Origin of the sequence: Aureimonas populi (assembly GCF_017815515.1) — a bacterium.
In the GTDB taxonomy this organism is placed as follows: domain Bacteria; phylum Pseudomonadota; class Alphaproteobacteria; order Rhizobiales; family Rhizobiaceae; genus Aureimonas; species Aureimonas populi.
Window position 1 is genome coordinate 1,547,813 of sequence record NZ_CP072611.1, and the last position, 23,471, is coordinate 1,571,283.

A 23,471-nucleotide genomic window follows, 5' to 3' on the forward strand; every position below is an offset into this window, starting at 1 on the left:
ATACATGAGCAGGCCATTCATGTTTTTGCAATCGCGAGCGAGCCACGCATGTCCGCCCTTCCTTCCTGTTCGACCGCCTCCTTCCTCGGCGCTTCCCTGATCTGGCTCATGATGGCGGCTCCGGCGCTGGCGCAGGACGTCGCGACGGGCGCACAGGTCACGGATATCGTGCTCGACGCCGTCGTGGTGCAAGGCGAGCGAGGGGACGGGCCGGTCGGCTCCTATGTGGCCGGGCGCAGCCGGGCCGGCACCAAGATCGACACGCCGATCGAGCGCACGGCCCAGTCGATCAGCGTCGTGCCGCGCGAGCAGATGCAGGACCAGGGCGCGGGCTCGGTGGCCGAAGCCCTGCGCTATACGCCCGGCGCCTTCACCGAGTATCGCGGCGATTCCAATGTCCGCGACGAAATCTTCGTGCGCGGCTTCTACTACGTGCCCCGCTATCTCGACGGTCTGGCGCTGGGCGATTCCAGCCAGTCGAAAATCCTTCCCTATCTTCTGGAAAGGGTCGAGCTTCTGTCCGGTCCCGCCTCCGTGCTCTATGGGCAGGCCAATCCCGGCGGCATCGTCAACATGGTGAGCAAGAAGCCGACCGACGAGCCCTACCGGCAGGTGGAATTCTCGTTCGGCACGCACAGCCAACTCTCCGCCTCCGTCGATGTCAGCGACCGGATGCCCGGCGTCGAGGGGCTGTCCTACAGGCTGGTGGCCACCGGGCTGAGGCGCGACCTGCAGGAGGATTTCACCCGGCAGGAGGGCTATGCCTTCGCGCCTTCGCTGCGCTGGGAACCCGACGCCGACACCTCGCTCACGGTGCTGGCAGGCTACCAGAACGAGCCGCATGTCGGCTATCGCAACTTCCTCGACCGGGCCGGCACGGTCGAGCCCATCGCAGGCTACGGCTATGTTCCGCGTGGCTTCTTCGTGTCCGATCCGGACTATGAGCGGTTCGAGCGCGAGCAGGTCTGGGTGGGCTACGAGTTCGAGCATCGGTTGAACGAGGCCATCACGCTCCGCCAGAACGCGCGCTATTTCCGCACCGCCAAGGACCATTACTCCCTGATCTGGGGCAGCCCGTCCCTCAGCCCGATCACCGGTGCCAACACGTCCATCAGCCGCATCGCCAGTGGCGGGCCGGACAGGGAGCACCATGTCACGATCGACAATCAGATGCAGGCGGAGTTCACCACGGGGGCTCTCGCCCACACGCTTCTGGGCGGCCTGGACTATCGCTACGACAAGACCGACTCGCTCTGGTACCGCTCGCGCGACGTGCCCGCCATCGACCTTGCCGAGCCGGTCTACGGCAATATCGATTTCTCGTCGCTGAACTTCACCGCCGTGACGGACCGCGTGCGCAAGGTTCGCCAGGCCGGCCTCTATTTCCAGGACCAGATCGAGGTCGACAACTGGACGCTTCTTCTGGGCGGCCGGCACGACTGGGCCAGCACCGACACCACAAACCGGCTGAGCGGCATCGAGGAGAATTTCGACGACAACGACTTCACCTGGCGCGCGGGCGCGGTCTACACCTTCGACAACGGGCTCTCGCCCTATGCGAGCTATTCGACATCCTTCGAGCCGGTGCTGCAATCGCCCAATGCCGGCGAGCCCGATTTCGACCCCACCACCGCCGAGCAGTTCGAGGTCGGGCTGAAATACGCGCCCGCCGGCATGAACATGCTTCTCACCGCAGCCTTCTACGAGCTGACGCAGAAGGGCGTGGTGCAGGGCGTGTGGAGCTCGGATCTCGGCCAGACGGTCTATTCGCAGATCGGCGAGATCCGCAGTCGCGGCGTCGAACTGTCCGCGCGCGCGGAGCTGGCGCAAGGTTTCTCGCTGGTCGGCGGCTATGCCTATCTGGATTCGCAGATCACCGAGTCGGCCAACGCCAGCGAGGTCGGCAGGACGCCCGCTCGAACGCCGGCCCACACCGCGAGCCTATGGGGCACCTATGCGGTTCAGCACGGCGCGCTGGAAGGGCTGAAGGTCGGCGGCGGCCTTCGCCATATCGGCACGAGCTACGGAAACGCGGCAAACGAATTCAAGGTGGACGCCGTGACGCTGGCCGATGCCATGGTGTCCTACGATTTCGGATATCTCGATGCGCGCTTCGAGGGCGTGGAGCTTCAGGTGAACGCCAAGAACCTGGCCGATACGCGTTACGTGGCCTCCTGCGCCAGCAACACCTCCTGCTTCTATGGTTCGGGACGCAGCGTCGTGGCGACGCTGCGCAAGACGTGGTGAGAGCGGCGATGCGTCTTCTTGCGGCATTCCTCGCCTTCCTGGCCGTGGCCGACCCCCTTGCCGCGAGCGCGCAGACGCTCGACGGCATCGGGGGCGGTTCGGCAAGCTTCGGAGCGATGGCCGAGGGCCAGACGCGCAGGCTGACCCTCGCGGCACGGCCCGGCGATTATCTGCGCGGGCGGATCGTGGCCGAGGGCGGCCCCTTCGCGCTCGATCTCCTCGACGCTCAGGGGCGCCATTTGCGCCGGCTGGCCGCAGGGGTGTCGGTGAGCGGCGCCTTTCATTTCGTCGCCCAGGCCGAAAGTCTCACTCTCGAAACGACGGCGTCCGGCGAGGGGGAGATGAGCATCGTCCTCGACCCCGCCATCGTGGCCGACGGCGAGCCGCGCGATGCGGACGAGCCCGCCTTCCTCAGCCCCACCCTGGCGGCGCTTTCCGACGCCATCGCCGCCGGAGAGGGAACCGGGGCCTTCTGGCAACGGATCGGGAGGGAAGGCGCGCCCCTCATCGAGCGCGGATCGCAGGGCGATGCGATCGTCACCTTCCTGGCCCGCGGCGCCGAGCGCAATGTGCGCCTCTTCGGCGGGCCGGACGGCAACCACACCGAATTGAAGCGCCTTGGCGCCAGCGACGTCTGGTATGCCTCCTTCTCGCTGCCGGCGACGACGCGCCTCGCCTACAGGATCGCACCGGATGTGCCCACCTTCGAGGGGACGGCCCGCGAACGGCGCGTGGCGATTCTCGCCACGGCGCAGGCCGACCCGCTCAATCCGCGCCGCTGGCCGGCAGAGGCGCCCGACGCCTTCAACCAGCATTCCATGCTGGAACTGCCCGATGCGCCCGAACAGCCCGGTTTTCAGGAAGGCGCGCAGCCGCAAGGGCGCTCCACCCGCCTGGCAGCGCCGAGCGCGCATCTGGGCAATGAGCGGGAGATCACCCTCTATCGCCCTGCGGGGTTCGATCCGGCCCATCCGCGCGCCGGCCTTCTGATCCTTTTCGACGGGCTGGAGTATCAAACGCGCGTTCCCGCGCCCGCGATCCTCGATGCGCTGATCGCAGAGAAGCGGATCGCCCCCATGGCCGTCGTCTTCGTGCCTTCGGTCAGCCCGCAATGGCGCGCGCGCGAATTGCCCGGCAACCCCGACTTCGCATCCTTCCTGGCGGATGAACTGCTGCCTTTGGTGAAGGCCGAGCTGGAATTCGACGTGCCGGCCGCGCGCACCATTCTGGCCGGATCGAGCTATGGCGGCCTGGCGGCGGTCACAGCGGCGCTCGCCGAGCCGCAGGCCTTCGGCAACGCCCTCAGCCTCTCGGGCTCCTTCTGGTGGCATCCCGAGGGCACGCCGGCCGAGGAGGCCGTCTACGTGGCAAGCCGGATCGCCGGGGCGCCCCGCGCCGATATCCGCTTCCATTTGTCCGCCGGCCTGTTCGAGACCGGACGACCGGGCGTGACCGGCATCCTGGAAACGTCGCGCCACGTTCGCGACGTGGCTGCCGCAAAGGGATATCGGGTCACTTACCGCGAATATGCGGGGGGGCACGACTATGCCGTCTGGCGCGGCGCGCTGGCGGATGGGCTGATCGCCCTGACCGCCCCCGAAGGCGCCGATCCATGGTAGAGAGCCAGACCCGTCGGCCGCCGGGCGGCGCGCCGGGACCGTGGCCCCTTTCCGCCCGGCCCTGAAGCGGCCCGGCCGCTTCATTCATCCTCGGGTCCGGCGACCGGGCCCGCGCGCCAGCCGCCGAAAGAGCGGGCCGCCATCACGACACGCCGCCAGTTCGCGCAAGGGCCAGGGCGCTCAAGCCGGGACACAACGGCCTCGACATGGTCCTGCAAGTCCCTGCCCATAGACACATCCATGCCCATGTGATCGTTGATATGCATGTCGCGTGGCCACGAGAGTGTTGACCGGAACCGTGGAAGACCTCTTTTCGCTGGCCGGACTGTTCGCCGTCGCCTTCGTGGCAGCCACGATCCTCCCGGCACAATCCGAAGCGGCGCTGATCGCGCTGCTGATCGTCGGCGGGCCATCGCCCGCTCTCCTCGTGGCGGTGGCGACGGCCGGCAATGTGCTCGGCTCCGTCACCAACTGGCTCCTCGGCCGCTGGATCGAGCACTACCGTGACCGGCGATGGTTCCCGGTCGGCGAACGGTCTCTGGGTCGCGCGACGCGATGGTATCGCCGATGGGGCCGCTGGAGCCTCCTCCTGAGCTGGGCACCGCTGGGCGGCGACGCTCTCACGGTGGCTGCCGGCGTGTTGCGCGAGCCCTTCTGGAGCTTCCTCCTGCTCGTCACGATCGCAAAAGCCGGGCGCTACATCATCGTGTCCGCCGTCACGCTGGAGTTCGCGTGAGGCGCTCCGCCAAGGTCTCATCGCATCCCGGTCCCTGTCGAGCGATCAGGGAAGCGAAAAGGCCGCGATTCTCACGTTCTCTTGGGGGCGGCTTGTCGAAGCGCCCTATCCCTTCCCGGCCATCGATGTCGGCCCGGAGCCGCCGGTGCGTGCCGGCTTCGCCGAGTTTTCATCGTCGCTTTCGGCGCCTTCGTCCAGGAGACCGCGGATGGCTGCCTTTATCGAGGCTCGGAGCCGGGGCTCCGGGGTGTCCAGCAAGGGGGGCATGGATAGGGTGAGGCGGAAGATCGCAAGGCCCGTCAGCAGTGCGACGACCATCGAGGCGCGGTAGGTGTCGTCGCCGAACTCGCGGGCGGCGGGCTTTATGAAATGCTCCTCGATGAACTCGTGGACGATCTCGCGCGTCTCGGTGTTGGTCAGGGAGCGCAGGCCGAGCGTCAGGGGAAGCACATCTTCCGACCTTTCGGGGCGCCCGGTGACGATCTGGTCGCAAAGCCAGCTCACGGGATCGGCCGCCGAGGACGTGGTGCCGCCGCGGCGATGAAGCGTCGCGTTCAAAGCCTCGCGGAACAGCCCTGTCTTCGAACCGAAGCTGCGATGCACATAGGCGACATCCACGCCCGCCTCGGCCGCTATGTCCCGCAGGCTCGTTTCCGCGAAGGCATGATGGGCGAAGCGCAGGATCGCCGCGTTCAGAATACGCTCCCGCGCGGGCATGGCGCGGTCTCCGGCCGCAGGGCTTCTCATGGCACATTCCTCTCCTTCGGGAACAATACGTATCGACAAGGCGGGCGGTTGCGCAGTATGCCCCGGCCCAGACGTCAACACTCGTTGACATGATCGACATGCAAGCGGCAGTCTGGGCAGCCTCCCATTCCCGGGCTTCGGCGCGATTGCAAGGAGTGCACGATGGCGAAGCGGCGGACGCGGTGGATCTATGCGGGCGTGGCCATCGCGCTCGTCGTTGCGGCCTGGTTCGCCTGGGACAGGCTGAACGGTTCCGACGTGCCCGAAGGCATTGCCGTGGCCAACGGCCGGATAGAGGCGACCGAGATCGACATTTCCGCGCTCGCCGGCGCGCGCATCCGCACGATCCGCGTGGACGAGGGCGATTTCGTGTCGGCGGGGGACGTGCTGGTCGAGATGGATACCCTCCAGCTGGAGGCGCAAAGGCGGCAGGCGGAGGCGCATCTGAGCAGCGCGCGGATCGGTGTCGATTCCGCACGCAGCCTCGTCGTTCAGGCCGAAGCGCAGCGCCGGGCGGCCGAAGCAGCCCTCGAGCAGGCACAGGCCCTGGCCGACGCCGCCGCGCTGCGCCGCGCGCGGTCTGAAGAGCTGGTGAGGAGCAACGCGATCTCCCAGCAGGTGCTCGACAACGACAGGGCCTCCGACCGCCAGGCCCGCGCGGGGATCGCCGCCGCCGAGGCCAACCTGGCCGCGGCCGACGCGCAGGTGGGAGCCTCTCGGGCCCAGGTGATCAACGCCGAAGCCGCCGTCGCCGCGGCTGCGGCAGCGATCGAATCGATCGCCGTCTCGATCGACGACAGCACGCTGACCTCGCCGCGAAACGGACGCGTGCAGTACCGGGTCGCGCAGGAAGGCGAGATCGTGGCGGCCGGCGGGCGGATTCTCAACCTCGTCGATCTCGGCGATGTCTACATGACCGTCTTCCTGCCCACTTCGGAGGCCGGGCGCGTCCGGATCGGAACCCAGGTGCGGCTCGTCCTGGACGCGGCCCCCGGATATGTGATTCCTGCCACGGTCTCCTATGTCGCCGATGTCGCTCAGTTCACGCCCAAGACGGTCGAGACCGCCGATGAGCGCGAGAAGCTCATGTTTCGCGTGAGAGCCAGGATCGACCGCGAGCTGCTGACGAAATACCTCGAATACGTCAAGACGGGCCTGCCGGGCACTGCCTATGTACAGCTCGACCCCGAGGCCAGTTGGCCGGAGTTCGCGGGCGAGATCGCCGAATGAACGAAATGGCCCCTGCGGCAGACGCCGTCATCCGGCTGGAAGGGGTCTCGCTGCGCTATGGCAAGGTCGAGGCGCTCCACGCGCTCAGCCTCGATATTCCGGCCGGCCGCATGGTGGGGCTGATCGGGCCGGACGGCGTCGGCAAGTCCAGCCTTCTCTCCCTGATCGCGGGCGCCCGCGCCTTGCAGGAGGGACGATTGCGGGTGCTGGGCGGCGACATGCGCGACAAGCGCCACCGCGACCGCATCTGCCCGCGCATCGCCTATATGCCGCAGGGGCTCGGAAAGAACCTGTATCCGACGCTTTCGGTCTTCGAGAACGTCGATTTCTTCGGCCGCCTCTTCGGGCATGACAAGCAAGAGCGCGAGCGCAGGATCGCCGAACTCCTGGACAGCACCGGCCTTTCGCCCTTCGCCGACCGGCCGGCCGGCAAGCTTTCGGGCGGCATGAAGCAGAAGCTCGGCCTTTGCTGCGCCCTGATCCACGATCCGGACCTGTTGATCCTCGACGAGCCCACCACCGGCGTCGATCCCCTGTCGCGACGCCAGTTCTGGGAGCTGATCGACCGGATTCGAGAGGAACGCCCGGCGATGAGCGTACTGGTCGCCACCGCCTATATGGAGGAGGCCGCGCGTTACGACTGGCTGGTGGCGATGGACGCCGGCCGCATCCTGGCCACCGGCACGCCGGCCGGCCTCATGGAGCGGACGGGAACCCACACGCTCGACGACGCCTTCGTGGCCCTCCTGCCGGAAGAGGCGCGAGGCGGCCACGAGAAGCTGGTGATCCCGCCGCGCGCCGCCCGTGAAGGAGAGGAGATTGCCATCGAGGCCAAGGGCCTGACCATGCGCTTCGGCGGCTTCACCGCCGTGGACGATGTCAGCTTCCGTATCCCGAAGGGGGAGATCTTCGGCTTTCTCGGCTCGAACGGCTGCGGCAAGACCACCACGATGAAGATGCTGACCGGGCTGCTCGAGCCGACACAGGGCCGCGCGAAGCTCTTCGGCCGCGAGGTGGATTCGAGCGACCTCGATATGCGCCGGCGCGTGGGCTACATGAGCCAGGCGTTCTCGCTCTATGGCGAGCTGACGGTGCTCCAGAACCTCGACCTGCACGCCCGGCTCTTCCGCATGAAGCCGGAGGCGATCGCGCCCCGGATCGAGGAGATGGCGGAGCGCTTCGATCTGGTCGAGGTGATGGACAGTTTCCCCGACGCTCTTCCCCTCGGCATCCGGCAGCGGCTTTCGCTGGCCGTCGCCATGATTCACGCGCCGGAGATTCTGATCCTCGACGAACCCACCTCGGGCGTCGATCCCGTGGCGCGCGACCGCTTCTGGCAGATCCTCTCCGATCTCTCCCGCAAGGACGGCGTGACGATCTTCGTCTCGACCCATTTCATGAACGAGGCCGCCCTGTGCGACCGGATCTCGCTGATGCATGCAGGGAAGGTGCTGATCAGCGACACGGCCGACAATATCGTGCGCCGGCGCGGGGCGAAGGACCTTGAGGACGCCTTCATCCTCTATCTCGAAGAAGCGGCGGGGCCCGATCGTTCGGCCGGCGGCGGCGCAACGCGCGTGCCGGCCTCGCCGCCCCCGGTTGTCAGCGCGCACCGGCCGGCGAGCCGGCGTTTCTTCGATCCGCGCAGGATGTTCAGCTACGCGCGGCTGGAGGCGCTGGAACTGCGGCGCGACCCGATCCGCAGCACCATGGCGCTGGTGGGCTCCCTCATGCTGATGTTCGTGATCGGCTACGGCATCAACATGGATATCGAGGATCTGACCTTCGCCGCGCTCGATCGCGACCAGACCACCACCAGCCGCGACTATATCGCCGACATCGCCGGGTCCCGCTACTTTATCGAAAAGGCGCCCATCCGCGACTACGCCGATCTCGATCGCCGGATGCGCAACGGCGAGATCAGCCTCGCCATCGAGGTTCCGCCCGGCTTCGCCAGCGACGTCGCGCGTGGGACGGCGACCGAGATCGGCGCCTGGATCGACGGCGCCATGCCCATGAGGGCGCAGACGGCGCGCGGCTACGTGCAGGGAATGCACGCCGCCTGGCTGACGCGCAAGGCACGCGAGGCTTATGGCGGCCAGGCCCTGACCGGAGATTTCGACCTGCAGATCCGCTACCGATACAACCCGGACATCAAGAGTCTCGTGGCCATCGTGCCGGCGGTGATCCCGCTGCTCCTGCTGCTCATCCCGGCCATTCTGACCACCCTCAGCGTCGTGCGCGAGAAGGAGCTCGGGTCGATCGTCAATCTTTACGTGACCCCGGTGACGCGGTTCGAGTTCCTGCTCGGCAAGCAGTTCCCCTATGTGGCGCTGGCCATGGTCAATTTCGCCCTGATGACGGCCTGCGCGGTCTTCGTCTTCCGCGTGCCCTTCACCGGCAGCATGCTTGCCTTCAGCTTGGCCGCCCTCCTTTATGTCGTGGCGGCGACGGGGATCGGGCTTTTGGTCTCCACCTTCACCTCCAGCCAGATCGCGGCGCTCTTTGCCACCGCGCTCCTGACGCTGATCCCGGCGGCCCAATATTCGGGGCTGATCGATCCGGTGTCTTCCCTGGAAGGGCTGGGCCGGCTGGTCGGCACGGTCTATCCCACCAGCTACTTCATCACCGCCTCGCGCGGCACCTTCGCCAAGGGGCTGGAGATGGGCGATCTGGCGGGCGTCTTCGTGCCGCTCGCGCTGGCGGTGGCCACCATCCTCGCGCTGGGCGCGGCCTTGACCCGCAAGCAGGCGAGGTAGGCCCATGCGCCTTTCCAACGTGATGAACCTGGGCATCAAGGAACTGCGGGGTCTCCTGCGCGATCCGATCATGATCGTGCTGATCGCCTACGCCTTCACGCTCTCCATCTACACCTCGGCCAGCGGAATGCCCGATGCGCTGAACCGGGCCACCATCGCCATCGTGGACGAGGACCAGTCGCCGCTCTCGGCAAGAATCGCGAGCGCCTTCTATCCCCCTTATTTCGTGACGCCTCGCGAGATCGGCGTCGCCGAGATGGATGCGCGGATGGATGCCGGGCTGGATACGTTCGCGCTCGACATCCCCCCGAACTTCCAGCGCGACGTGCTGGCGGGCAAGACGCCCGTCGTCCAGTTGAACGTCGATGCGACGCGGATGACCCAGGCCTTCACCGGCTCCGGCTACATCCAGGAGATCGTCGCCAGCGAGGTGTCCGAATATGCCGCGCGCTACCGTGCCGCGCCCGAACCGTCGGTGGACCTGGTGCTGCGGGCCAGGTTCAATCCGGGGCTCGACCCCGCCTGGTTCGGCGCCGTCACCAGCGTGATCTCGTCCATCACCATGCTGTCGATCATCCTGACAGGCGCGGCGCTGATCCGGGAGAAGGAGCACGGGACGATCGAACACCTCCTGGCCATGCCCGTCACGGCCCTGGAGATCATGCTGGCGAAGATCTGGTCGATGGTGATCGTGGTCTTCGCGGCATCGGCCTTCGCGCTCCTGTTCGTCGTGCATGGCGCGCTCGGCGTGCCGGTCCTCGGCTCCCTGCCGCTGTTCCTGGCCGGCACGGCGCTGATGGCGGTCGCCATGGCGTCGATGGGAATCTTCTTCGCGACCCTCGCGGGCACGATGCCGCAGTTCGGGCTGCTCCTGATGCTGGTGCTGCTGCCGCTGCAGGTGCTCTCGGGCGGGGTGACGCCGCGCGAGAGCATGCCCGAGATCATCCAGCACATCATGCTCGCGGCGCCCAACACGCATTACACCATCCTCGCCCAGGCGATCCTGTTCCGCGGCGCCGGCCTCTCGGTGGTCTGGCCGCAATTCCTGGCCCTGGCGCTCCTGGCAGCCGTCTTGTTCCTGCTCGCGCTTCGCAAGTTCCGCGCCTTTCTGAAGTAAGACCGGGAAGATCCCCGATGCGCTCGTCACCCGGAGATGCCGCGCCCCGCGCCGAAGCCGGCGGGCCCGTCATCCACTGCGGGTCGAGCCTGTCTTTGCCGACCGCGCACGACACAGGATATGAGTGCGATCGAATGTCCGATTCCCTGGGGTCAGGCCGATGCTGAAATCCATCACGGAAACCGTGCGTCATCTGTTGCAGGCGGTTCCCTTCCGCATCGTGCCCGCTTTCGTGACGACGGCCGTTCTCCTGACGCTTCTGGCACTGCCCACGCCCGGCGGACTCAGCCGGGAGGGCTGGGTGATGCTGACGATCTTCCTCACGACGATCGTCGCCATCATTCTGAAGGTCATGCCGATCGGCGTCATGGCGCTGATGGCCATGGTCATCGTCTCGATGGCGCGTGTTACTTCGCCGACCTCCAGCGGGGCCGTTGCGGATGCGCTGAGCAGTTTCTCCAACCCGTTGATCTGGCTGATCGTCATCGCGATCATGATCTCCGTCGGTATCAAGAAATCGGGGCTTGGCAAGCGGGCCGGGCTCCATTTCATCGCGCTCTTCGGCCGCCGGACGATCGGAATCGGTTACGGGCTTGCTGCCTGCGAATTGCTGCTGGCGCCCGTTACCCCCAGCAACACCGCACGCGGCGGCGGCATCATACATCCCATCATGCGCTCGATCGCGTCTTCCTTCGATTCAGATCCGCAGAAGGGAACGCAGAACCGCATCGGCACCTATCTGGCGCTCGTCAACTATCATGCGAACCCCATCACCTCGGCCATGTTCCTGACCGCGACAGCGCCCAATCCGCTCGTTCAGGACTTCCTTGCGCGTGCAAGCGGCGGGGCGCTCCATCTGAGCTGGACCGGCTGGGCGCTGGCGATGTTCATACCCGGGCTGCTGGCGCTTCTGATCATGCCGCTGGCGATCTACCTTCTCTCGCCGCCGCAGATCAAGGAAACGCCGGACGCGGTGATCTTCGCGAAGGCCGAACTCGGTCGAATGGGGCCGTTCTCATCCCAGGAGCGCGTTATGACGGCCGTGTTCGTCCTGCTGCTGCTGCTGTGGGCCAACATTCCCGCCATGCTGCTGGGGGAGGCCTTCACGCTGCATCCGACGATGGTCGCGCTGCTCGGCCTGTTCCTGCTTCTGATCACAGGCACGATCGACTGGAACGACGTTCTGGGAGAAAGGAGCGCGTGGGACACGCTCTTCTGGTTCGGTGCCCTGGTGATGATGGCCGATCAGTTGAACAAGCTCGGCGTCGTCGCCTGGTTCTCGAGCGGCATGGAAGCCGCGATAGCCTCCGCAGGAGTGGAATGGCCGCTGGCCGCGGCGATCCTCGTACTCGTCTTTACCTTCTCCCATTACATGTTCGCCAGCACCACGGCTCATATCAGCGCCATGATGCTGGCTTTCCTCCTGGTCGGCGTGAACCTCGTCCCTCCCGAGTACCACGCGCCCTTCATGCTGATGATGGCCGCGAGTTCAGCCATCATGATGACGCTGACGCATTACGCGACCGGAACCTCGCCCATCATCTTCGGCAGCGGCTTCGTGGGCATGGGAAAGTGGTGGAGCGTCGGCTTGGCCATGTGCCTCATCGAACTGACGATCTTCGCCACCGCCGGCCTCCTCTGGTGGCGCCTGCTTGGTTACTGGTGAGCCTGGCCGCGAAGAACCGACGCGGCTAAGATCGAAGCGATGACGCACAATGCGCTGACGGGCGCGGCCGCGCGCGAACTTATTAGCGAACCGCGCAGCCGGTTCCGTTTCGTAGAGCGCGGTTATCGGCGGAATCACGTCCGGGCGTTCGCGCAGCGCGTCGAGGTCGCCGACGACGCGATTTACATCACAGGCAGCAAAGACACCGGTTGAGGACGCTTGTGGCTGCTAAAGGAGGGAAATCGGCGGGACTCGGCGTTCCCGGTTTTGTTCCGAAGTGGCGGAGGGAGGGGGATTCGAACCCCCGATACGGTTTCCCGTATACACACTTTCCAGGCGTGCGCCTTCAACCACTCGGCCACCCCTCCTGCCGGGCGGGGCCGGGCGCGAAGCGGGGGTGGGCCGCGTCGCGCGGCAGCTCCGCCGAACGGCGCGGACTATAGCCAGAACGGGTTGCGGTTCAAGGGCCAATCGATGCCGCCTCGCGCTTTGCGGGCGATGGCGACGCCGGCTCCGTTATGTGGTATCGATGCTCCGGTCGGGCGCTTCCCGCCGGGGGCGGGGCGGCGCGTCTGCCGCGGCGCCTGGAGCCTTTGACGCTTCTGCCCGAACGGGCCCTGTTTCGGTATCCTCGCGATGATCGCCTTCCTGTTTCGTCTCATCGGTTGTTTCGTCCTCGCGGCCGGCACGGTCTTCGCCACCGGCGATGTCGCCCGTTCGCTGAGCGCCGAGCGCCTGCGCATGACGAGCGTGGCGGAAGGGTGGGAGCTTCTCGCCGGCGCGCCGCTCTCGGCCCCGCCGGGGCTGGCCGCGAACCTGGCCGCGCTCGTCGCGGCCTGGCCGATGGCGCCGACGCTGGCCGCGCTCGCGGTCCTGCTGCTTCTCCTCGGGCGTCGCCGCGCGTCGCCCGCTCGCCTCGCGCGATGATTCGCAGGCAGGAGCCTGGGCGCCCTTCAGGAAGGGCGAGGGAGCGAGGCCGCGCCCGGGCGGCGGCGCCGCTGAAGGGGCTGTCCTCGCCGGCGGTGCGAAGTCCCGAGCGCGCGGCGGCGCGTCCGCGCCCCCCGGCCGGGCGTTTTTGCTGTGGCGTTCCTTGGATGCCTGAAGAAAACGCGTTCGGGATGATTGCCGAATCTTGATGCAATGCCGGCCGGGTCGTGCCAGTCTGGCGGCATGGAAGACCGGCCGCCCGCAAGGGCCGCGCCGGGGCCTCGGGCGCCGACAGGGCGCGCGCAACGATCAACAGGGATCACGGGATCAACGATGAAGACCATCCTCGCCGGGCTTGCCGCCGCTACCGTCCTGACCGCCGGCACGGCCCTTGCCGCCGAGATCAACCCGGCCGTCGTCTATGATTTCGGCGGGAAGTTCGACAAGAGCTTCAACGAGGCGGCCTATATGGGCGCCGAGCGCTACAGCGAGGAGACGGGAACGGAGTATCGCGACTTCGAGATCCAGTCCGATGCCCAGCGCGAGCAGGCGCTGCGCCGCTTCGCGCGCGACGGCCATTCGCCCATCATCGCCGTGGGCTTCTCCCAGCAGGCGGCGATCGAGGCGGTGGCGCCCGAATTCCCCGATCTCCAGTTCGCCATCATCGATTCGGTGGTCGATCTGCCGAATGTGCGCTCCATCCTCTTCAAGGAGGAAGAGGGCTCCTATCTCGTCGGCCTGCTCGCGGCGATGAAGTCCGAGACCGGGACGGTCGGCTTCGTCGGCGGCATGGACGTGCCGCTCATCCGCAAGTTCGCCTGCGGCTATGTCGGCGGCGTCAAGGCGGCCAATGCGGAGGCGAGCGTGATCCAGAACATGACCGGCACCACCGGCTCGGCCTGGAACGACCCGGTGCGCGGCGGTGAGCTTGCCCGCTCGCAGATCGACCAGGGCGCGGACGTCATCTTTCACGCCGCCGGCGGCACGGGCATCGGCGTTCTCCAGGCGGCGGCCGACGCCGGCAAGTTCGGCATCGGCGTGGATTCCAACCAGAACGCCCTGCACCCCGGCCATATCCTGACCTCCATGGTCAAGCGCGTGGACAACGCCGTCTTCGCCGCCTTCGAGGATGCGGCGAAGGACGAGTGGACGACCGGCGTGGTGACGCTGGGCCTTGCCGAGGACGGCGTGGGCTATGCGCTGGACGAGAACAACGAGGCGCTCCTGACCGCCGAGATGCGCGAGGCGGTCGAGGCGGCGAAGGCCGATATCATCGCCGGCACCGTCGAGGTCCACGACTACAACACCGACAGCGCCTGCCCTTACTGAGTGTGACGCAGGCGAAGGGAGAGGAAGCTCCGGCCTCCCTCTCCCTTCGCCTCAATAATGCGGCGGCCGGGTGATCTCGGGCCGGGGCGTGGCCGTCTCCTCCAGCGCCAGGAAGCGCTGGGCGAGTTCGCGCAGCGTCTTTTCCAGAAGGTCGAGCGCCTGGCCCTGCCGGCGCACCTCCTCGGACAATTCGTCGATCGTGCGCCCCTGGTGCGCCAGAAGCGTCTGCAGCTCCACCAGCCCCTTCTCCTCGCTCATGCGCAGATCTCCGTCAGCGTCCGGCGCAGGGGCTCGTCCAGCGGCGCGGGGCGGCGCGTGGCCGGGTCGATATGGACATGGACGAAAAGCCCCTCGGCCGCCGCGTCCTCCTCGTCGTTGCGGAACACGCCGATCTCGTAGCGGACCGAGGACGTGCCGAGATGGCCAATTCGAAGGCCCACGCTCACCTTGTCGGGATAGGCGATCTCGGAAAGGTAGCGGCACCCCGTCTCGGCCACGAAGAACATGCGCGAGCGCTCGCCCTGCGGCGCGGTGGAGAACAGCCAGCTCGTCACCGCCGTGTCGAAATAGGAGTAGTAGGCGGCGTTGTTCAGGTGCCCGAACATGTCGTTGTCCGACCAGCGGCTGGTGATGGGCACGAAGGCGCGATAATCGGCGCGGGTCGGGCGGGCCCGCCGGGCGGGCGCGGGGGAGGATGGCGGCATAGAGGTTCCTGTGGCGTTCCTGAATTGACCTTTACGTGAGCGTTGACAGGCGCGCGCCCCTGGCGCAAGTGCGTGCGCCGGAAAGGGGCCCCGGCCCCTGTGCCGGGTTCATCACGGGCTACGAGAAAGGCGCTGGCCTTCGGCGGGGGGCGCCTCTAGTCTACGGCGAAACGCGACTTCTGCAGAGAACGGCATGGCGGCTGCGATCGAGCTCATCGATATCGACAAGAGCTTCGGCGCGGTCCGGGCCAACAGGAACATCAATCTCAGCGTCGGCAAGGGCACCATCCATGGCATCGTCGGGGAGAACGGCGCCGGCAAGTCGACGCTGATGTCGATCCTCTACGGGTTCTACCAGGCCGATTCGGGCGAGATCCGGGTCAACGGCTCGAAGGTCTCGATCACGGACCCGAATGCGGCCATCGCCACCGGCATCGGCATGGTTCACCAGCATTTCATGCTGGTGGAGAACTTCACGGTGCTGGAAAACGTCATGCTGGGCGCGGAGCAGTCGGGCCTGCTGGGCCCCGGCATCCGCCGGGCGCGCGCCGAGCTTCTGCGGCTGCAGGAGGAGCACGGGCTCGATATCGACCCGGACGCGGTGGTGGAGGGGCTTCCCGTCGGCCTCCAGCAGCGGGTCGAGATCCTGAAGGCGCTCTATCGCGGCGCCGAGATTCTCATCCTCGACGAGCCGACGGGCGTGCTCACCCCGGCCGAGGCCGACCAGCTCTTCGGCGTCCTTCGCGCGTTGCGCGACGAGGGCAAGACCATCATCCTCATCACCCACAAGCTGCGCGAGATCATGGCGGTGACGGACGCCGTCTCGGTGATGCGGCGCGGCGAGATCGTGGCGACGCGCGAAACGGCCGGCACCGATGTGGGCGAGCTTGCCGAGCTCATGGTCGGGCGCCGCGTCCTCTTGCGGGTGGACAAGGGGGAGGGCGCGCCGGGGGCGGTGCGCCTCTCGGTCCGCGGCCTGACGGTAAGGGATTCGCGCGGCGTCACGATGACGAAGGACGTTTCCTTCGAGGTCCGCTCGGGCGAGATCGTGGGCATTGCGGGCGTGGCCGGCAACGGCCAGTCGGAGCTTCTGGAGGCGCTGGCCGGCATCCGGCGCGCCGCCGGCGGGGCGGTGGTGCTCAACGGGCGCGATATCGACCCGGCGCGCGAGCGCGACCCGGCCGAGCTGCGCCGGCTGGGCCTTGCCCACGTGCCGGAGGACCGGCACCATATGGGTCTCGTCCTGCCCTTCAAGGAATGCGAGAACGCCATCCTGGGCTATCATCGCGATCCGGCCTACGCGAAGGGGCCCTTCCTCGACATCGGGGCCATGCGCCGCGAGGCGGCCGCCAAGATCGCGGCCTACGACATCCGCCCGCCCTCCTGCGACCTGAAGACGGCGAATTTCTCGGGCGGCAACCAGCAGAAGATCGTTCTGGCGCGCGAGATGGAGCGCGACCCGGAGGTGCTCATCATCGGCCAGCCGACGCGCGGCGTCGATGTCGGCGCCATCGAGTTCATCCACCGGCGCATCGTGGAGATGCGCGACGCCGGCAAGGCGATCCTCCTCGTCTCGGTGGAGCTGGACGAGATCCGCGCCCTGTCGGACCGCATCCTCGTCATGTTCGACGGGCGCATCGTCGGGGAGCGGGGGCCGGAAGCGCAGGAAAGCGAGCTCGGCCTCCTGATGGCCGGCGCGCAAGGCCCCGGAGGGGGAGAAACCACCGCAGGAGGGACACAGGCATGAGCCGCCCCTATGTGCCGCTCCCCGGCTGGATCAACCATGGGCTCATCCCGCTCGTCAACGTGGCGGTGGCGTTTCTCGTCGCAGGCCTGGTGGTGCTGGCGGTGGGCGAGAGTCCGGTCGAGGCGGCGCGCCTGATGCTGCGCGGCGCCTTCGGCTATTCGGAGGGCTTCGGCTTCACGCTCTACTACACCACCAATTTCATCCTCACCGGGCTTGCGGTGGCCGTCGCCTTCCATGGCGGGCTCTTCAATATCGGCGGGGAGGGGCAGGTCTATCTCGGCGGGCTCGGCGTGGCGCTGGTGGCCCTCAATCTCGACGGCACCTTCCCGTGGTGGGTCAACCTGCCGCTGGCGATCCTCGCCTCCGCCGCCTTCGGCGCGCTCTGGGCGCTCATCCCTGCGGTTCTCCAGGCCCGGCGCGGCAGCCACATCGTCATCACGACGATCATGTTCAACTTCATCGCCTCGGCGCTGATGGTCTATCTCATCGTCGGCCCGCTGCGCCCGGTGGGCACCATGCAGCCGGAATCGCGGCGCTTCCTGGAAGGCGGGCAGCTTCCCAAGCTCGGCCCGCTGTTCGAGCGCTTCGGCCTCGATCTCGGCGGCGCGCCGCTCAACGTCACCTTCTTCGTCGCGCTTCTGGCCGCCTTTCTCGTCTGGGTGCTGATCTGGCGCACGCGCCTCGGCTACGAGATCCGCACGCTGGGCTTCTCGCCCAGCGCGGCGCGCTATGCAGGCATGAGCCAGGTGCGGCTCGTCGTCATCATCATGCTGATCTCCGGCGGGCTCGCCGGCATGATGGCTCTGAACCCGGTGATGGGCGACCAGTACCGGCTCCAGATCGACTTTCCCGCCGGCGCGGGCTTCGTGGGCATCGCCGTCGCGCTCATGGGGCGCGGCCACCCGGCCGGCATCGTGCCCGCCGCGCTGCTCTTCGGCGTCCTCTACCAGGGTGGGGCGGAGCTGGCCTTCGACATGCCCGCCATCTCGCGGGACATGATCGTGATCATCCAGGGGCTGGTGATCCTCTTTGCCGGCGCGCTGGAGAACATGCTGCGGCCGGGTATCGGCGCGGCCTTCCAGGCGGTGCGCTTCCGGTCCCCGCGCGCGGGCGGCGTGGAGGGCAGGGCCTGATGGACGCGCTCTTCCTCAACGTCCTGGATTCCACCATCCGCCTCTCGGTGCCGCTCATCTTCGCCGCGCTCGCGGGGCTCTACTCGGAGCGCTCGGGGATTTTCGACATCTCGCTGGAAGGCAAGATGCTGATCGCCGCCTTCGCCTCCGCCTCGGCGGCCGCCGTCACGGGCTCGGCCTATTACGGGCTGCTCGCGGGCGTCCTGGCGGCCGTCGCCTTCGCGCTCGTCCACGGCCTCGCCTCCATCACCTATCGCGGCAACCAGATCGTCTCGGGCGTGGCGATCAACTTCATCGCGGCGGGGCTGGCCATCATCCTGGGCGGGGCGTGGTTCGCGCAAGGGGGGCGCACGCCGCCCTTGTCGGGGGCGCAGCGCTTCGGGGAGATCACGCTGCCGGGGGCCGGGGCGCTGTCCGGCGTGCCGGTGCTCGGCCCCCTCTATTCGGGCGTCGTCTCGGGGCAGAATCTGCTCGTCTACCTCGCCTTCGCCATGGTGCCCGTCTCGTGGTGGGTGCTGTTCCGCACCCGCTTCGGGCTGCGCCTGCGCGCGGTGGGCGAGAACCCGGCGGCGGTCGACACGGCCGGCGTGTCCGTGCCCTGGCTGCGCTATCGCGCGGTCATCATCTGCGGCGTCCTCACCGGCTTTGCCGGCACCTACATCGCGATCGCGCAGGCCGCCGGCTTCAACCGCGACATGACGGCGGGCAAGGGCTTCATCGCGCTCGCGGCCCTCATCTTCGCCAAGTGGAAGCCGGTGCCGGTCATGTTCGCCTGCCTGCTCTTCGGCTTTCTCGACGCCTTCGCCATCCGCGCCCAGAACATCACCCTGCCGCTGATCGGGCAGGTGCCGCCGCAGGCCATCCAGGCGCTGCCCTATGTGCTGACGGTGGTGCTGCTCGCCGGCTTCATCGGCAAGGCGATCCCGCCCAAGGCGGGCGGCGTGCCCTATGTGAAGGAGCGGTGAGCCGCAGGCCCGCGAAGAGGAACGATGACAGACCAGCTTTTCACCGCCGCAAGGGCCGCGATGGATCTATGCCACGCGCCTTACTCCAACTTCCCCGTGGGCGTGGCCATCCGCACGAAGGACGGGCGTGTCTTCACGGGCGCCAATATCGAGGTGGTGAGCTTCCCCGAGGGCTGGTGCGCCGAGACCTCGGCCATCGCCCACATGGTGATGGCCGGCGCGCGGGAGATCGCGGAAGTGGCGGTGGTCGCCTCCAGGATGCGCGCCTGCACGCCCTGCGGCGGCTGCCGCCAGCGCCTGGCCGAGTTCGGCACGTCCGAAACGCTCGTGCATCTGTGCGATGCGCAGGAGGGCGTGGTGGAAACGGTGACGCTCGGCGATCTCCTGCCCAAGGCCTTCCCCCGGGAGGCGGTGTCTTGAAGCCGGCCGCCGACCATGTGGCGGGCCGCATCGGCGCGCTGAACCCCCGGATCGCGCTCGTGCTGGGTTCGGGGCTCGGCTCGCTGGTGGGCGAGGTGGAGGGCGCGGTGCGCATCCCCTATGGCGACATCCCCGGTTTCCCGCAAAGCGCCGTCACCGGCCATGCGGGCGAGATCGTCGCCGGGCGCCTGTCCGGCGTGCCCGTGCTCATCCTCTCGGGCCGCATCCATTATTACGAGGCCGGAAACGCGGCGGCCATGCGCCCGGCGCTGGAGGCGTTGAAGCTCCTCGGCGTCGAGACGCTGGTGCTCACCAACGCGGCGGGCTCGGTGAACCCCGGCATCGCGCCGGGCGAGGTCATGCTCATCGAGGACCACATCAACCTCACCGGCCTCAACCCGCTCATCGGCGAGCGCTCGGAAGCGCGCTTCACCGGCATGACCACGGCCTACGACCTCGACCTGCGCGCCGCGATGGTGAACGGGGCGAAGGCGGCGGGTGTGCCGATGCATGAGGGCGTCTACATGTGGTTCTCCGGCCCGTCCTTCGAGACGCCGGCCGAGATCCGCATGGCGCGCCGGCTGGGCGCGGACGCGGTCGGCATGTCCACCGTGCCCGAGACGATCCTCGCCCGGTTCCTCGGCCTGCGGGTCGTCGCCGCCTCGGTGGTGACGAATTTCGGGGCCGGGATGACCGGAAACGAGCTCTCCCACGAGGAGACCAAGGAAATCGCGCCCAGGGGCGGCGAAAAACTCGCCCGTATCCTCAAGGCCGCGCTGCCGGAGTTCATCTGATGACCGAGAAAGACCCCGTGAGCGAGGCGCGCGAGCTGATCGCCTGCCTCGACCTGACGAATCTGGATGAGGACTGCTCGCAGGGCGACGTGGACGCGCTGATCGAGCGGGCCGCGACGCCGCACGGAACCGTCGCCGCGATCTGCATCTGGCCGCGTTTCGTGGCCTATGCCAGGCCGAAATTGCCGCAAGGCGTGAAGCTCGCCACCGTGGTGAACTTCCCCGCCGGCGGCGAGGACATCCAGTCCGTGATCGCCGAGACGCGGGCCGCGCTGGCCGACGGCGCGGACGAGATCGACTATGTGATCGCCTACGGCCGCATCGAGAACGACCCCGGCTATGCCGCCGACCACGTGAAGAAGGTGAAGGAGGCGGCCGGCGGTGCGACGCTGAAGGCCATTCTCGAAACCGGCGAGCTGCGCGATCCGGGCCTCGTGGAGGTGGCTGCGGTGGCCGCGCTGCATGGCGGGGCGGATTTCCTCAAGACCTCCACCGGCAAGACGCCCGTCAGCGCCACGCTGCCCGCCGCGCGCATCCTCCTGCGCTCGATCCTCCAGGACGAAAGTGGGCGCAGGCTCGGCTTCAAGCCGTCCGGCGGCATCAGGAGCTTCGAGGAGGCGAGGGCCTATCGGGATCTCGCCGAGGAGGTGATGGGGGAGGGATGGGCAACGCCCTCGACCTTCCGCCTCGGCGCCTCGGGCGTCCTGGCCGACCTTCTGGCCGTGGCCGGTGGCGAACGGCGGCCCGAGGACAAGAGCGACTATTGATGGCCATGCTTCCGCAGGAATTCATCCGGCAAAAGCGCGACGGCAAGCCGCTCGATCCCGCCGAGATCAAGGCCTTCATCGCCGGTTTCGAGGGCGAGCGCGTGACCGAGGGCCAGGTCGCCGCCTTCGCCATGGCCGTCTTCTTCAACGGCCTGGAACGGCAGGAAACGGTCGCGCTCACCGAGGCGATGCGCGATTCGGGCGACGTGCTGGACTGGTCGGGCATCGACCGGCCGATCGTGGACAAGCATTCCACCGGGGGCGTCGGCGACAATGTCTCGCTGATGCTCGCGCCCATCGTGGCCGCCTGCGGCGGAGCCGTGCCGATGATCTCCGGTCGCGGCCTTGGCCATACCGGCGGCACGCTGGACAAGATGGAATCGATCCCCGGCTATTCGGTGACCCCCGACAACGCCCTGTTCCGCAAGGTGACGGAGGAGATCGGCTGCGCCATCATCGGCCAGACGGGGCGCCTTGCCCCCGCCGACAAGCGCTTCTACGGCATTCGCGACGTGACGGCGACGGTGGAATCCATCCCCCTCATCACCGCCTCCATCCTGTCCAAGAAGCTCGCCGCCGGCCTTCAGGGGCTGGTGCTGGACGTGAAGTCGGGCTCGGGCGCCTTCATGGGCACGGAAGGCGAGGCGCGGGCGCTGGCGCAAAGCCTCGTGGCCGTGTCCAACGGCGCGGGGCTGAAGACCACCGCCCTTCTCACCGGCATGGACGAGTCGCTCGCCTCGGATGCCGGCAATGCGGTGGAGGTGCGCAATGCCGTGCGCTTCCTCACCGGCGCGCATCGCGACCCGCGCCTGCGCGAGGTGACGCTGGCGCTCGCCGCCGAGATGCTGGCGCTGGTGGGCCTCGCTTCCGATCCGTCCGACGGCCTGCGCAAGGCGGGGGCCGCTCTGGATGACGGGCGTGCGGCCGACATCTTCGGCCGCATGGTCCATGCGCTCGGCGGCCCGGCGGACTTCGTGGAGAGGATGGACGAGCACCTGCCGAGGGCCGACCTCGTGCGCCCCATCGAGGCGGACGTGGCGGGCACGGTCGCCGGCGTCGATACGCGCGCCCTGGGCCTTGCCGTCGTGGCGCTCGGCGGCGGCCGCACCCGGCCGCAGGATGCGGTCGACCACGCCGTCGGCCTTGCCGGCCTTGCGGGTCTGGGCGCCACGCTGGAAAAGGGCGAGCCGTTCTGCACCGTCCATGCGCGCGACGAGGAGGGGTTCCGCCGCGCGGAGGAGTTCGTGCGCCGCGCCTACACCTTCGGGCAGGCACCCGGCCCGCGCCCGGCCGTGATCGACCGCTTCGAGGGCTGAACCCTATTCCACGAGGTGGAGGACGCCATCCTCCACCTCGAAGCGGCGCAGCTTGTTCAGGAAGCTCATGCCCAGCAGCGTGACGGAGAGCGCCTCGTCGCGGGCGATCATCACCTCCACGTTGCGTGCCGAGACGAGGCCGATCTCCACCCGGTCGAGCCGCCCCATCGCGACATGGATAGGCCCGTTGGCCGTGTCGGCGCGATGGCGGAAATCGGCGGTCGAGACGGAGAGGCCGAACCTTCGCGCCGCGCTCTCGTTCACCGCGACGAAGGTTGCGCCCGTATCCACCAGCACGGTCTCGCGGCGCCCGTTCAGCCGCGCCTCGGCGTTGAAATGGCCGCGCCCGTCCGCTTGCAGCCGAACGCTGCGGCCGGGCGCCGCTGCCGGGCTCGCCACCTCCACCAGGGCGGGCGCGGCCTCCACGGGGGCCTCCGGCGGCGGTGCCTCGCTCGCGCGCTGGAAGGCGGCGGGGAAGGCGAGGGCCAGGAGCGAGGCGCCGCCGGCGAGCAGGAGGGACTTGTTCATCGTAAGCGCCTTGGCCGAACCGGTTCCGACCGATCCTGCCGGGCGAGCGCTTAATCCTTTGCCAAGCGGAACGCTCTATTTCGTCCCGTACATGCGGTCGCCCGCATCGCCCAGGCCGGGGATGATATAGCCCTTCTCGTTCAGCTTCTCGTCGATCGAGGCGGTGAAGATCGCAACGTCCGGATGCGCCTCCTGGAAGCGCCGGATGCCCTCGGGCGCGGCCAGCAGGCACAGGAAGCGGATGTTCCTCGCGCCCCGCTCCTTCAGCTTGTCCATGGCCGCGATGGCCGAATTGGCCGTGGCCAGCATGGGGTCGACGGCGATGACGAGGCGGTTCTCCAGATCCTCGGGCGCCTTGAAGTAGTATTCGATGGCTTCCAGCGTCTCGTGGTCGCGATAGAGCCCGATATGGGCGACGCGCGCGGCCGGAACGAGGTCGAGCATGCCTTCCAGAAGCCCGTTGCCGGCACGCAGGATGGAGGCGAAGACCAGCTTCTTGCCCTCCAGGATCGGCGCGTCCATCTCCATGATGGGCGTCTCGATGCGCATGGTGGTGAGGTCCAGCTCGCGCGTGACCTCGTAGGCGAGCAGCGTCGAGATCTCCCGCAGGAGGCGCCGGAAGCTCGCCGTCGAGGTCTCCTTGCGCCGCATCAGCGTCAGCTTGTGCTGCACCAGCGGGTGATCGACGACGGTGACACCGTTCATGCGCGGGGTTCTCCA

General features: G+C 67.9%; 22 protein-coding genes and 1 tRNA gene. 17 read left to right on the forward strand and 6 right to left on the reverse strand.

From position 1 onward, the window contains the following. Positions 1 to 48: 48 nt before the first annotated feature. The 3 genes from J7654_RS07110 to J7654_RS07120 all read left to right on the forward strand — a co-directional run bounded on the left by J7654_RS07110 (position 49) and on the right by J7654_RS07120 (position 4,602). The gene (locus tag J7654_RS07110) at positions 49 to 2,247 is read left to right on the forward strand and encodes a TonB-dependent siderophore receptor (RefSeq protein ID WP_245195706.1); all 2,199 of its coding nucleotides are present in this window, start codon (positions 49 to 51) and stop codon (positions 2,245 to 2,247) included. Positions 2,248 to 2,255: 8 nt separating this feature from the next. Continuing rightward, a complete protein-coding gene (gene fes / locus J7654_RS07115; RefSeq protein ID WP_209739391.1) occupies positions 2,256 to 3,866 on the forward strand; it encodes an enterochelin esterase in 1,611 nt (536 codons plus the stop codon). Between the two features lie 298 nt (positions 3,867 to 4,164). After that, a complete protein-coding gene (locus J7654_RS07120; RefSeq protein WP_209740305.1) occupies positions 4,165 to 4,602 on the forward strand; it encodes a YqaA family protein in 438 nt (145 codons plus the stop codon). Between the two features lie 105 nt (positions 4,603 to 4,707). Here the strand turns inward: J7654_RS07120 and J7654_RS07125 are convergent, their stop codons facing one another. Then, a complete protein-coding gene (locus tag J7654_RS07125; protein WP_209739393.1) occupies positions 4,708 to 5,349 on the reverse strand; it encodes a TetR/AcrR family transcriptional regulator in 642 nt (213 codons plus the stop codon). Between the two features lie 162 nt (positions 5,350 to 5,511). On the opposite strand from J7654_RS07125, the gene J7654_RS07130 reads away from it, so the two are divergent. The 5 genes from J7654_RS07130 to J7654_RS07150 all read left to right on the forward strand — a co-directional run bounded on the left by J7654_RS07130 (position 5,512) and on the right by J7654_RS07150 (position 12,334). Then, on the forward strand, positions 5,512 to 6,579 hold the full coding sequence (locus tag J7654_RS07130; RefSeq protein ID WP_209739395.1) for an HlyD family secretion protein: 1,068 nt from the start codon (positions 5,512 to 5,514) through the stop codon (positions 6,577 to 6,579). Then, entirely contained in the window at positions 6,576 to 9,338 is a 2,763-nt protein-coding gene (rbbA, locus tag J7654_RS07135) for a ribosome-associated ATPase/putative transporter RbbA (RefSeq protein ID WP_209739397.1), read from the forward strand. Before J7654_RS07130 ends, rbbA begins: the two co-directional genes overlap by 4 nt. 4 nt (positions 9,339 to 9,342) lie before the next feature. Next, complete coding sequence (locus J7654_RS07140) at positions 9,343 to 10,455, forward strand: ABC transporter permease (protein WP_209739399.1); 1,113 nt, start codon at positions 9,343 to 9,345, stop codon at positions 10,453 to 10,455. 160 nt (positions 10,456 to 10,615) lie between these two features. Then, positions 10,616 to 12,121 (forward strand): DASS family sodium-coupled anion symporter, encoded by a 1,506-nt coding sequence (locus J7654_RS07145; RefSeq protein ID WP_209739401.1) that lies wholly within the window; start codon positions 10,616 to 10,618, stop codon positions 12,119 to 12,121. Between the two features lie 39 nt (positions 12,122 to 12,160). Next, positions 12,161 to 12,334 carry a hypothetical protein gene (locus J7654_RS07150; RefSeq protein ID WP_209739402.1) on the forward strand — a complete coding sequence of 58 codons (174 nt, stop codon included), beginning with the start codon at positions 12,161 to 12,163 and terminating at the stop codon, positions 12,332 to 12,334. A gap of 65 nt (positions 12,335 to 12,399) precedes the next feature. On the opposite strand, the gene J7654_RS07155 is transcribed toward J7654_RS07150, so the two are convergent. Continuing rightward, a tRNA-Ser gene (locus J7654_RS07155) sits at positions 12,400 to 12,489 on the reverse strand. A gap of 268 nt (positions 12,490 to 12,757) precedes the next feature. Between J7654_RS07155 and J7654_RS07160 the strand changes: the two genes are divergently transcribed. After that, positions 12,758 to 13,048 (forward strand): hypothetical protein, encoded by a 291-nt coding sequence (locus J7654_RS07160; protein ID WP_209739403.1) that lies wholly within the window; start codon positions 12,758 to 12,760, stop codon positions 13,046 to 13,048. A 333-nt stretch (positions 13,049 to 13,381) separates the two neighbouring features. Further along, positions 13,382 to 14,377, forward strand: coding sequence for a BMP family lipoprotein (locus tag J7654_RS07165; RefSeq protein WP_209739404.1), 996 nt, complete (start codon positions 13,382 to 13,384; stop codon positions 14,375 to 14,377). A 51-nt stretch (positions 14,378 to 14,428) separates the two neighbouring features. Here J7654_RS07165 and J7654_RS07170 read toward each other — a convergent pair whose 3' ends face one another. Together J7654_RS07170 and J7654_RS07175 are read right to left on the reverse strand one after the other, a co-directional pair. Next, the gene (locus tag J7654_RS07170) at positions 14,429 to 14,635 is read right to left on the reverse strand and encodes a SlyX family protein (protein ID WP_209739405.1); all 207 of its coding nucleotides are present in this window, start codon (positions 14,633 to 14,635) and stop codon (positions 14,429 to 14,431) included. Further along, positions 14,632 to 15,081 (reverse strand): acyl-CoA thioesterase, encoded by a 450-nt coding sequence (locus J7654_RS07175; RefSeq protein WP_209739406.1) that lies wholly within the window; start codon positions 15,079 to 15,081, stop codon positions 14,632 to 14,634. Before J7654_RS07175 ends, J7654_RS07170 begins: the two co-directional genes overlap by 4 nt. Before the next feature lie 193 nt (positions 15,082 to 15,274). On the opposite strand from J7654_RS07175, the gene J7654_RS07180 reads away from it, so the two are divergent. The 7 genes from J7654_RS07180 to deoA are packed head-to-tail and all read left to right on the forward strand — an operon-like array spanning position 15,275 to position 22,223. After that, positions 15,275 to 16,828: an ABC transporter ATP-binding protein gene (locus tag J7654_RS07180; protein WP_209739408.1), complete on the forward strand. Its 1,554-nt coding sequence runs from the start codon at positions 15,275 to 15,277 to the stop codon at positions 16,826 to 16,828. Beyond that, a complete protein-coding gene (locus J7654_RS07185) occupies positions 16,825 to 17,961 on the forward strand; it encodes an ABC transporter permease (RefSeq protein WP_209739410.1) in 1,137 nt (378 codons plus the stop codon). Before J7654_RS07180 ends, J7654_RS07185 begins: the two co-directional genes overlap by 4 nt. Beyond that, entirely contained in the window at positions 17,961 to 18,926 is a 966-nt protein-coding gene (locus J7654_RS07190; RefSeq protein ID WP_209739412.1) for an ABC transporter permease, read from the forward strand. The genes J7654_RS07185 and J7654_RS07190 overlap by 1 nt, the downstream gene beginning before the upstream one ends. Before the next feature lie 24 nt (positions 18,927 to 18,950). Beyond that, positions 18,951 to 19,346, forward strand: coding sequence for a cytidine deaminase (locus J7654_RS07195; protein WP_209739414.1), 396 nt, complete (start codon positions 18,951 to 18,953; stop codon positions 19,344 to 19,346). Next, the gene (locus J7654_RS07200; RefSeq protein WP_209739416.1) at positions 19,343 to 20,140 is read left to right on the forward strand and encodes a purine-nucleoside phosphorylase; all 798 of its coding nucleotides are present in this window, start codon (positions 19,343 to 19,345) and stop codon (positions 20,138 to 20,140) included. The genes J7654_RS07195 and J7654_RS07200 overlap by 4 nt, the downstream gene beginning before the upstream one ends. Further along, entirely contained in the window at positions 20,140 to 20,907 is a 768-nt protein-coding gene (deoC, locus tag J7654_RS07205) for a deoxyribose-phosphate aldolase (RefSeq protein ID WP_209739418.1), read from the forward strand. Before J7654_RS07200 ends, deoC begins: the two co-directional genes overlap by 1 nt. A gap of 5 nt (positions 20,908 to 20,912) precedes the next feature. Next, on the forward strand, positions 20,913 to 22,223 hold the full coding sequence (deoA, locus tag J7654_RS07210; protein ID WP_209740306.1) for a thymidine phosphorylase: 1,311 nt from the start codon (positions 20,913 to 20,915) through the stop codon (positions 22,221 to 22,223). 3 nt (positions 22,224 to 22,226) lie between these two features. Here deoA and J7654_RS07215 read toward each other — a convergent pair whose 3' ends face one another. Beyond that, positions 22,227 to 22,751 (reverse strand): retropepsin-like aspartic protease family protein, encoded by a 525-nt coding sequence (locus J7654_RS07215; protein WP_209739421.1) that lies wholly within the window; start codon positions 22,749 to 22,751, stop codon positions 22,227 to 22,229. Between the two features lie 75 nt (positions 22,752 to 22,826). Further along, a complete protein-coding gene (gene upp / locus J7654_RS07220) occupies positions 22,827 to 23,456 on the reverse strand; it encodes a uracil phosphoribosyltransferase (protein WP_209739422.1) in 630 nt (209 codons plus the stop codon). Between the last annotated feature and the right edge of the window lie 15 nt (positions 23,457 to 23,471).